Raw genomic sequence first — 9,087 nt, 5'->3', positions numbered from 1 at the left:
AGGGGCGCCGTCCTGCGCAAGGGAGCCGCCCGCGCCCCTGGGGGGTGCCCCCTTGCCGAAGGGGTCCGTACAGCCCCCGCGGCCGGCGGATGGCTCGGCCCAGCCGAACAGGCACCCCAGCCCCCCCGCGGCCGGCGGAAGCGCACCGCCCTACGCAGAGGCACCCCCTCAGCCCCCGCGGCCGGCGGATGGCTCGGCCCCGCCGAAGAGGCTCCCGCTCCCCGCGCCAGGGGAGGCGTACCGTCCAGCGCAAGGACCGCCCGGGGGAAGTTCAGCCGGGCGGACCGCATCCTGGCGGAAGGCCAGGTCGTTGGGCGTTACGTGCAGACCTTTGACGCCTCCTCCCGGTCCCCCTTCCAGCGGTACATCCCGTCGATGCGCAGCGCGCAGGACGCATCCGGGGGCGGTGGCACGGCCACGCCGATCTATGACGCTCTGTACAGCGAGTACCGCCGGCTCTTCCGTACGCTGCCGGGCGACCGCACCGGCGAGGAGTCGCTGCAGTTCAACGGTTTCGCCCCCTGGCACCCGGACTTCCCGCCGGCCGCGCCCGGCCGGCACCGCGGGAACGGCCCGGCGGCGCTGCCGCCGGGCCGCCCGGACAACCGGATGAACGAGCGCTGACGCCGCCCGCCGGAAGGGCTACTTCTTGCGGCCGCGCTTCTCGCGCACCCGCACCGAGACCTGGATCGGGGTGCCGGCGAAGCCGAACTCCTCACGCAGCCGGCGCTCGATGAAGCGCCGGTAGCCGGCCTCCAGGAAGCCCGAGGCGAACAGGACGAAGCGCGGCGGCTTGGTGCCCGCCTGGGTCCCGAAGAGGATGCGCGGCTGCTTGCCGCCGCGGATCGGGTGCGGGTGCGAGGCGACGATCTCGCCGAGGAAGGCGTTGAGCCTGCCGGTCGGCACCCGGGTCTCCCAGCCGGCGAGTGCCGTCTCGATGGCCGGCACCAGCTTCTCCATGTGCCGCCCGGTGCGCGCCGAGACGTTGACCCGGGGCGCCCACTGCACCTGGACGAGGTCGCGTTCGATCTCGCGCTCCAGGTAGTAGCGGCGCTCCTCGTCCAGCAGGTCCCACTTGTTGTAGGCGATGACGACGGCGCGGCCCGCCTCGACGGCCATCGAGATGATCCGGGTGTCCTGCTCGGCGAGCGTCTCCGCGACGTCCACCAGGATCACCGCGACCTCGGCCTTCTCCAGGGCCGCCGCCGTACGCAGCGAGGCGTAGTAGTCGGCGCCCTCGGTCAGGTGGACCCGGCGGCGGATGCCCGCGGTGTCGATGAACTTCCAGGTGATCCCGCCCAGCTCGATCAGTTCGTCGACCGGGTCGCGGGTGGTGCCGGCCATCTCGTTGACGACGACCCGGTCCTCGCCGGCGATCTTGTTGAGCATGGAGGACTTGCCGACGTTGGGCCGGCCGATCAGCGCGATCCTGCGGGGACCGCCGACGACGTCCCCGTACGTCATGGCGGGTGCCTCGGGCAGCACGTCGAGGATCGCGTCCAGCAGGTCGCCCGTGCCGCGGCCGTGCAGCGAGGACACCGGGAAGGGCTCGCCGAGGCCGAGGTTCCACAGGGCCGCCGCGTCCGCCTCGCCCGAGGGGCCGTCGACCTTGTTGGCGGCGAGCACCACGGGCTTGCCCGCGCGGCGCAGCAGCTTGACGACGGCCTCGTCGGTGTCGGTGGCGCCGACGGTGGCGTCGACCACGAAGACCACCGCGTCGGCCGCCTCGATGGCGAACTCGGCCTGCGCGGCGACCGAGGCGTCGATGCCCAGGACGTCCTGCTCCCAGCCGCCGGTGTCGACGATCTTGAAACGGCGGCCGTTCCAGTTCGCCTCGTAGGTGACGCGGTCGCGGGTGACGCCCGGCTTGTCCTCGACGACCGCCTCGCGGCGGCCGATGATCCGGTTGACCAGGGTCGACTTGCCGACATTGGGCCGGCCGACGACGGCGAGCACCGGCAGCGGGCCGTGGCCCGCCTCCGCCAGGTCGTCGGCGACCTCCTCCAGGTCGAAGCCCTCCTCGGCGGCGAGCTCCATGAACTCGGCGTATTCGGCGTCGCCGAGCGCGCCGGTCTCGCCGTGCTGGTCGTGCTGGTCCATCGGTCTCTCCGTCGGTCAACAGTGGTGCCGCGCGGCACCGCCGGCATGAGCCGGTGCGGTGCGGCGGCGGTGGTTCAGCGGCCGGTGGCCCGCCGGGCCTCGGCCATGTGTGCGGTCAGCCGGTCCTGGATGCGCACGGTGGCGGCGTCCAGCGCGCTGCGGGTGCGCCGCCCGCTGCCGTCGCCCGCGGTGAAGGGTTCGCCGTAGACGACGTCGATCCTGCTGCGCAGCGGCGGCAGCGCCGACACCAGCCGGCCCTTGGCGGCGCTGCCCAGCACCGCCACCGGCACGATGGGCGCGCCGGAGCGCACGGCGAAGTAGGCGAGACCGGCCCGCAGCTCGGCGAATTCCGTGCCGCCGCGGGTGCCCTCGGGAAATATCCCCAGCACACCGCCGTTCTCCAGCACGCCGAGGGCGTGCACGACGGCGGTGCGGTCGGCGCTCTTGCGGTCGACCTCGATCTGGCCGATCGCCCGCAGGAACGGGTCGAGCGGCCCGACGAAGGCCTCCTTCTTCACCAGGAAGTGCAGGGGGCGCGGCGAGGTGCCGATCAGCATCGGCCCGTCGATGTTGTGCGCGTGGTTGCCGGCCAGGATGACGGGGCCCTGCGCGGGGATGCGCCAGGCGCCGAGCACGCGGGGGCGCCACAGGCCGTTCATCAGGCCGATGCCGATGCCCCGGGCGACGGCGGCGCCGCGCGGGCTGGGCAGCGCCGGGGCTTCCTGGTGGTGCGTTGCGGTCACCTGACGGTCGCCCGCTTCTGCTCGACCAGGGCGACGACCCGGTCCACGACCTGGTCCAGGGTCAGCTCCGAGGTGTCGACCTCGATCGCGTCGGCGGCCTTGGCCAGCGGGGAGGTCTTGCGGCCGGAGTCGGCCGCGTCCCGCCTGGTCAGCGCCTCCTGCGTGGCCGCGACGCTCACCGCGCCCTTCAGCTCGGTGCTGCGGCGGGCGGCGCGGACCCCGGCGGAGGCGGTGAGGAAGATCTTCGCGGTGGCGTCGGGCAGCACGGTGGTGCCGATGTCGCGGCCCTCGACCACTATGCCGGCAGCGGCGGACGCGGCGGCGGCGCGCTGCACCTCCACCATGCGGGCGCGCACCTCCGGCACCGCGCTGACGGCGCTGACCGCGGCGGTGACCTCCTGCGAGCGGATCGGTGCGGTCGCGTCGGCGCCGTCCACGCTGATCTGCGGGTCCAGCGGGTCGGTGCCGGACACGATGACCGGCTTGCCCGCGCTGTCCGCGACGGCGGCCGGGTCGTTGACGTCGATGCCGTTGGTCAGCATCCACCAGGTGATGGCCCGGTACTGTGCGCCGGTGTCCAGGTAGCTGAGCCCGAGCTTGGCGGCGACCGCCTTGGAAGTGCTGGACTTGCCTGTGCCGGAGGGGCCGTCGATGGCGACGATCACCGGGTTGTCCACAGCGGAAGGCCTTCCTCGTGTGCCACCCGGCTGGGCGCCGGGCCATTCCACCTAGATTACCGGCCAATCATGGCCCCCCGGTCCCCTCGCCCTGCCCCTCCGGTCCGGCTGCGGGACCTTCCCCCGGTGGTGGGCTTGTCTCGCAGTTCCCCGAGCCCCTGGGTGATTGCCGCTTGCGGCGCGCTCGTACCTTTCGGTGCGTTGTGGTTGGGCGCGCAGTTCCCCGCGCCCCTGGGGGTGCCCTCTACGCAAGAGGGTGAGCGTTTTTCAGGGGCGCGGGGAACTGCGCGACAAGCCCCCACCGGGGGAAGGTCCCGTGGCCGGCCCGCAGGGGCACCCCGGGGGGTCAGGGCCGCAAGGACCAGGCGCGGTCGCGGAGGGCGGCGGCGAGGACGGGAGCCGAGCGCGGCTCCACGAAGAGGTGGACCAGCCCCGCCTGCTGGGCCGTACTGTGCTCGATGCGCACGTCCTCGATGTTCACCCCGGCGGCGCCGGCGTCGGCGAAGAGGCGGGCCAGCTCGCCCGGCTGGTCGCCGATGAGGACGGCGACGACCTCGTACGCCTTCGGGGCCGCCCCGTGCTTGCCCGGCACCTTGGCCCGGCCGGCCCGGCCGCGCACCAGGACGTCCTGGACGGCCGCGGCGCCGTCCTGCCGCTTGGCGTCGTCGGCGCTCTGCAGCGCCCGCAGCGCCTCGACCGTGCTGCCGAGGTCCGCGGCGATGTCGGCGAGGACGTCGGCGACGGGGCCGGGGTTCGCGGTGAGGATGTCCATCCACATCCCCGGCTCCGACCCGGCGATGCGGGTCACGTCGAGGATGCCCTGCCCGCACAGCCGCACCGCGCTGTCCTCGGCCTTCTCCAGCCGGGCGGCGACCATGCTGGAGATCAGCTGCGGGGTGTGCGAGACGAGCGCGACGGCCCGGTCGTGGGCCTCGGCGTCCATCACGACGGGAACGGCGCCGCACAGCGCGACCAGTTCGAGCGCGAGGTTGAGTACGTCGGTGTCGGTGGCCTTCGTCGGCGTCAGCACCCACGGGCGGCCCTCGAAGAGGTCGGCGGTGGCGGCCAGCGGCCCGGAGCGCTCGCGGCCGGCCATGGGGTGGGTGCCGACGTAGGCGGACAGGTCGCAGCCGAGCGCTTCCAGGTCGCGGCGCGGGCCGCCCTTGACGCTCGCCACGTCGAGGTAGCCGCGGCCCACGCCCCGGGCCATCGCGTCGGCGAGGGTGGCCGCGACATGCGCGGGCGGCACCGCGACGACCACCAGGTCGACCGTGCCGTCGGGCGGTGCCGCACTGCCCGCGCCGAGGGCCGCCGCGGTCCTGGCGGCCGAGTCGTCCTGGTCGCTGAGCCGGACGTCGACACCGCGGGCGGTGAGGGCCAGCGCGGCCGACGTACCGACGAGGCCTGCGCCGATGACGAGTGCGGTTCTCACGTGGCGGTGTCCTTGCGATGCGGGGGGCGTACGCGGCCGGGGCAGGCCCGAGGCGTCCAGCGTAGCCAGCGCGGGGCCGCGGCGAGACCCGGGACCGCTGGGCGAGACGCCCGCCGCGGGGCGCCGTGAACAGACGTCCCGTACTCCCCGTGAACCACCTGGTCACCGTCCGAAGCAGCAAATTCCCGGCGGGGGGCGTACATGCTGGCGATAATCGCCCCTATGCGTGAATCCCTGGGGCACGATCTCGTCCGTGAGCACACGGTCTACGCGTGTGTCATGGGCTCGCGGGCGTTCGGTCTGGCCACCAAGGGCAGCGACGTCGACCGGCGCGGGGTCTTCGTGGCGCCCGCGTCGCTGTTCTGGCGGTTCGACAAACCCCCGACGCATGTGAGCGGGCCGCGCGAGGAGGAGTTCTCCTGGGAGCTCGAACGCTTCTGCACCCTGGCGCTGCGCGCCAACCCCAACGTGCTGGAGTGCCTGCACTCGCCGCTGGTGGAGCGGCTGGACGCCACCGGGCGGGAGCTGGTTGACCTGCGGGACGCGTTCCTCTCCCGCAGGGCGGACGCGAGTTTCCGCGGCTACGCGGCCCAGCAGCTGGGCCGGCTGGAAGCCGACATCCGCAACCACGGCGAGCCGCGCTGGAAGCATGCGATGCACCTGCTGCGGCTGCTGATGAGCTGCCGCGACCTGCTGCGCACCGGCACCCTCACCATCGATGTCGGCGAGCGGCGGGACGCGCTGCTCGCGGTGCGGCGGGGCGAGATGGGCTGGGACGAGGTGCGCGGCTGGATGCGGACGCTGCACGACGAGGCGGACGCGGCCGCGGCCCGCACCCCGCTGCCCGCGGAGCCGGACGCCGCCCGGGTCGAGGACTTCCTCGTCCGGGTCCGCCGGGCCTCGGCCGCCGCGGAGGCGGAGGTCGCCCGGGCGAGGGCGGCGGCCCCGCAGGAGACCGCCGCCGACCCCTTACGGGGCTGAGCCCGCCTACAGGTCGACCTCGCGCATGAGCATGCCGACCTCGGTGTTGGTCAGCCGGCGCAGCCACCCGGACTTCTGGTCGCCGAGCGGGATCGGCCCGAAGCTGGTGCGCACCAGCTTGTCGACCGGGAAGCCCGCCTCGGCGAGCATCCGCCGCACGATGTGCTTGCGACCTTCGTGCAGGGTGACCTCGACCAGGTAGTTCTTGCCGGTGTTCTGCACGATGCGGAAGTGGTCGGCCCGCGCCCAGCCGTCCTCCAGCTCGATGCCGCTCTTGAGCTGCTTGCCCAGGTCGCGCGGCAGGGGCCCCTGGATCGCGGCGAGGTAGGTCTTCTGGACGCCGTAGCGCGGGTGGGTCAGCCGGTGGGCCAGCTCGCCGTGGTTGGTGAGCAGGATCAGGCCCTCGGTCTCGGTGTCGAGCCGCCCGACGTGGAAGAGCCGGGTCTCCCGGTTGGTGACGTAGTCGCCCAGGCACTGCCGCCCGTCGGGGTCCTCCATGGTGGAGACGACCCCGGCGGGCTTGTTCAGCGCGAAGAACAGATACGACTGGGTTGCGACCGTCAGGCCGTCGACCTTGACCTCGTCGTGGTCGGTGTCGACCCGCAGGCCCTGCTCGGTGACGATCCGCCCGTTGACCTCGACGCGGCGCTGCTCGATCAGCTCCTCGCACGCCCGCCGAGAGCCCATGCCGGCCCTGGCCAGCACCTTCTGCAGCCGCTCGCCCTCCTGCTCGGCGCCGGGGAAGGTCTTGGGCAGGTTCAGCTTGGGCTTGCTGTGCCGCTGCCGATTGCGCTCCTCGATCTGCGCGTCCAGCTCGCGGGGGCGGGCCGGGACGGCGCCGCGGCCGCGGTTGCCCGTCGGCTTGGTGCTGCCGGGCTTGGTGCGGGGCATGCCGCCGGGCTTGTTCGCACCGGACTGGCCGGTGGAGCCGACGTCGTAGCGGCGCTCCTCGGGGCGCGGCTTGCTGGGGCGCTGCGGGGGGCCGTCGGTGCGCCCGTCGCCGCGCCGGGGCGCGTCACCGCGGCGCCCGCCGCCGGAACCGGCGCCCGAGCCCCGGCGGTCCTGGCCGCCACCGCTGCCGCGCCGGTCTCCCCCGGACCCGCCCCTGGGGCTGCCGCCGCCGCCCCTGGGGTTACGGTCGCCGCCGCTGTTCCTGTCGCTGCTTCGCATCAAGTTTCCGTATTCGCAATGGTCGAAGGCTCGTCCGGCGCATCCGGATCGAACGACGGCAGCCCCTCCTGGGACTCCGCCTCGACCGCGTCCGCCTCCGGCAGGAACGGTGCTAGCTCGGGCAGCTCGTCAAGGCTGCGCAGGCCCATGCGTTCCAGGAAGTAGTTCGTCGTCCTGTACAGGATCGCACCTGTCTCGGGTTCCGTCCCACCTTCGACCACCAGACCCCGCTGGAGCAGGGTCCGCATGACGCCGTCGCAGTTGACCCCGCGCACCGCGGAGACCCGGGAGCGGCTGACCGGCTGCCGGTAGGCGACGACGGCCAGCGTCTCCAGCGCGGCCTGGGTGAGCCGGGCGTGCTGGCCGTCCAGGACGAACTTCTCCACCGCGGGCGCGAAGTCCGGGCGGGTGTAGAAACGCCAGCCGCCGGCGACCAGGCGCAGGTCGAAGCCCCTGCCCTCGCGGGTGTAGTCGTCCGACAGCTCGCGCAGCGCCTTGGCGACCGCCCGCCGCGGGCGCTCCAGCACCTTCGCGAGCGCCTCCTCGGTGGCGGGCTCGTCGACGACCATCAGCACCGCTTCGAGCGCCGGCTTCAGCTCCAGCTCCGCGGTGGCCGCGCTGAGCAGCCCGGCGGGCGGGCGCTGCTCCTCGGGCACGTCGAGTCCCGCGGTGAGATCCGCCACGTCGGTCATCGTCTCGCTCCGTTCGTGCCGTTCTTGCTGACGTCGCCCTTCGCGGGCGCGGACTCCTGGTCGAACTCGTCGGTCACCAGCGGGGCGTCCGGCGGGTCCTCGCCGCCGGTCCAGCGGACCTGCAGCTCGCCCAGGGCCTGCTCCTGGTCGAGGGCGACCGCCTTCTCCCGGTACAGCTCCAGCAGCGCCAGGAAGCGCGCCACCACGGTGAGCGTGTCGGGCGCGTCCGCGGTGAGGTCGCCGAAGCTGGCCGCGCCGCGCTCGCGCAGCAGCGCGATCACGTGCTCGGCCTGCTCGCGCACGCTGACCAGGGGCGCGTGGATGTGGTCCACGTACACCTGGGGCCGGGGCCTGGGCTGCATCGCCTTGACCGCGAGCTGGGCGAAGCGCTCGGGGCCGATGCTGAGCACGACCTCGGGCAGCAGTTCCGCGTGCTGCGGTTCCAGGCCCACGGTACGCGGGTGGCGCAGCGCCTCCTGCTCCAGGCGCTCGGCGAAGATCGCCGCGATCTGCTTGTACGCGCGGTACTGCAGCAGCCGGGCGAAGAGCAGGTCGCGGGCCTCCAGCAGGGCCAGGTCCGCCTCGTCCTCGACCTCGGCCGCGGGCAGCAGCCGGGCGGCCTTGAGGTCCAGCAGCGTGGCGGCGACCACCAGGAACTCGGTGGTCTGGTCGAGGTCCCAGTCCGGCCCCATGGCCTGCAAGTGGGCCATGAACTCGTTGGTGACCTTGGACAGCGCGACCTCGGTGACGTCCAGCTTGTGCTTGGAGATCAGCTGCAGCAGCAGGTCGAAGGGTCCCTCGAAGTTCGCCAGCCGCACGGTGAAGCGCCCGTCCCCGGTCTCGTCCTCCGCGGGCTCCCCGGCCGCGTCCGCCGGTACGTCGTCGGACACGTCCTCGGGCTCGGGCTCCAGCACCGGTACGGGCTCCGGCTCGGCCTCGGCCTCGGGCTCGGGCTCGGGCTCGGGCTCGGGCTCGGGCTCGGGCTCGGGCTCGGGCTCGGGCTCGGGCTCGGGCTCGGGCTCGGGCTCGGGCTCGGGCTCGGGTTCCAGCACCGGTACGGGCTCCGGCTCGGGCTCGGGCTCTGCCTCGGGCTCTGCCACGGCCACGGGTACCGGTTCCACCGCCGCGTCCGGCACCACATCCGGTACCGCGTCCTGCACCGCGTCCGGCCAGGGCTGGGCGCCGCGGCCGAGGCGGCGGCGCGGGCGGTCGGAGTCGTCGGTCGTGGTGGTGGGCATCGCGGTCCAGGGTGCGGGGGCGGGAAACGGCAGGCTATCGCCCCCGGGGACGGC

9 protein-coding genes are annotated in these 9,087 nt (G+C 73.8%); 2 read left to right on the top strand and 7 right to left on the bottom strand.

Features of this window, described 5'->3' with window-relative positions:
• Positions 1-375: 375 nt before the first annotated feature.
• Positions 376-624, top strand: coding sequence for a hypothetical protein (locus JT723_RS33725; protein ID WP_205048695.1), 249 nt, complete (start codon positions 376-378; stop codon positions 622-624).
• A gap of 18 nt (positions 625-642) precedes the next feature.
• Here the strand turns inward: JT723_RS33725 and der are convergent, their stop codons facing one another.
• The 4 genes from der to JT723_RS33705 all read right to left on the bottom strand — a co-directional run bounded on the left by der (position 643) and on the right by JT723_RS33705 (position 4,952).
• Positions 643-2,100, bottom strand: a complete 1,458-nt coding sequence (gene der, locus JT723_RS33720; protein WP_205048694.1) for a ribosome biogenesis GTPase Der — start codon at positions 2,098-2,100, stop codon at positions 643-645.
• Positions 2,101-2,174: 74 nt separating this feature from the next.
• A complete protein-coding gene (locus JT723_RS33715) occupies positions 2,175-2,759 on the bottom strand; it encodes a lysophospholipid acyltransferase family protein (RefSeq protein WP_205048702.1) in 585 nt (194 codons plus the stop codon).
• 80 nt (positions 2,760-2,839) lie between these two features.
• On the bottom strand, positions 2,840-3,520 hold the full coding sequence (gene cmk / locus JT723_RS33710; RefSeq protein ID WP_251513833.1) for a (d)CMP kinase: 681 nt from the start codon (positions 3,518-3,520) through the stop codon (positions 2,840-2,842).
• Between the two features lie 346 nt (positions 3,521-3,866).
• Positions 3,867-4,952: a prephenate dehydrogenase gene (locus JT723_RS33705; RefSeq protein WP_205048693.1), complete on the bottom strand. Its 1,086-nt coding sequence runs from the start codon at positions 4,950-4,952 to the stop codon at positions 3,867-3,869.
• A 222-nt stretch (positions 4,953-5,174) separates the two neighbouring features.
• Here JT723_RS33705 and JT723_RS33700 point away from each other — a divergent pair, with 222 nt between their 5' ends.
• Positions 5,175-5,933, top strand: a complete 759-nt coding sequence (locus JT723_RS33700; RefSeq protein WP_205048692.1) for a nucleotidyltransferase domain-containing protein — start codon at positions 5,175-5,177, stop codon at positions 5,931-5,933.
• Between the two features lie 6 nt (positions 5,934-5,939).
• Here JT723_RS33700 and JT723_RS33695 read toward each other — a convergent pair whose 3' ends face one another.
• Genes JT723_RS33695 through JT723_RS33685 form a run of 3 tightly spaced genes read right to left on the bottom strand, consistent with a single transcriptional unit; the run spans position 5,940 to position 9,033 of the window.
• Positions 5,940-7,103: a pseudouridine synthase gene (locus JT723_RS33695; RefSeq protein ID WP_205048691.1), complete on the bottom strand. Its 1,164-nt coding sequence runs from the start codon at positions 7,101-7,103 to the stop codon at positions 5,940-5,942.
• Positions 7,103-7,795: an SMC-Scp complex subunit ScpB gene (gene scpB, locus JT723_RS33690; protein WP_240166611.1), complete on the bottom strand. Its 693-nt coding sequence runs from the start codon at positions 7,793-7,795 to the stop codon at positions 7,103-7,105. The genes JT723_RS33695 and scpB overlap by 1 nt, the downstream gene beginning before the upstream one ends.
• Positions 7,792-9,033, bottom strand: a complete 1,242-nt coding sequence (locus JT723_RS33685) for a segregation and condensation protein A (RefSeq protein ID WP_205048690.1) — start codon at positions 9,031-9,033, stop codon at positions 7,792-7,794. Before JT723_RS33685 ends, scpB begins: the two co-directional genes overlap by 4 nt.
• Positions 9,034-9,087 lie beyond the last annotated feature (54 nt).

The sequence above is a fragment of the Actinacidiphila bryophytorum genome, from assembly GCF_016916835.1.
GTDB lineage: Bacteria > Actinomycetota > Actinomycetes > Streptomycetales > Streptomycetaceae > Actinacidiphila > Actinacidiphila bryophytorum.
This window is presented reverse-complemented; position numbering and strand designations above follow the sequence as displayed.

What these genes read in the sequence shown, in the direction of transcription:
- JT723_RS33715 (WP_205048702.1), bottom strand. Translation starts at nt 2,759, where the DNA reads ATGAACGGCCTGTGGCGCCCCCGCGTGCTCGGCGCCTGGCGCATCCCC.
- JT723_RS33725 (WP_205048695.1), top strand. Translation starts at nt 376, where the DNA reads ATGCGCAGCGCGCAGGACGCATCCGGGGGCGGTGGCACGGCCACGCCG.
- JT723_RS33685 (WP_205048690.1), bottom strand. Translation starts at nt 9,033, where the DNA reads ATGCCCACCACCACGACCGACGACTCCGACCGCCCGCGCCGCCGCCTC.
- JT723_RS33700 (WP_205048692.1), top strand. Translation starts at nt 5,175, where the DNA reads ATGCGTGAATCCCTGGGGCACGATCTCGTCCGTGAGCACACGGTCTAC.
- scpB (WP_240166611.1), bottom strand. Translation starts at nt 7,795, where the DNA reads ATGACCGACGTGGCGGATCTCACCGCGGGACTCGACGTGCCCGAGGAG.
- der (WP_205048694.1), bottom strand. Translation starts at nt 2,100, where the DNA reads ATGGACCAGCACGACCAGCACGGCGAGACCGGCGCGCTCGGCGACGCC.
- JT723_RS33695 (WP_205048691.1), bottom strand. Translation starts at nt 7,103, where the DNA reads ATGCGAAGCAGCGACAGGAACAGCGGCGGCGACCGTAACCCCAGGGGC.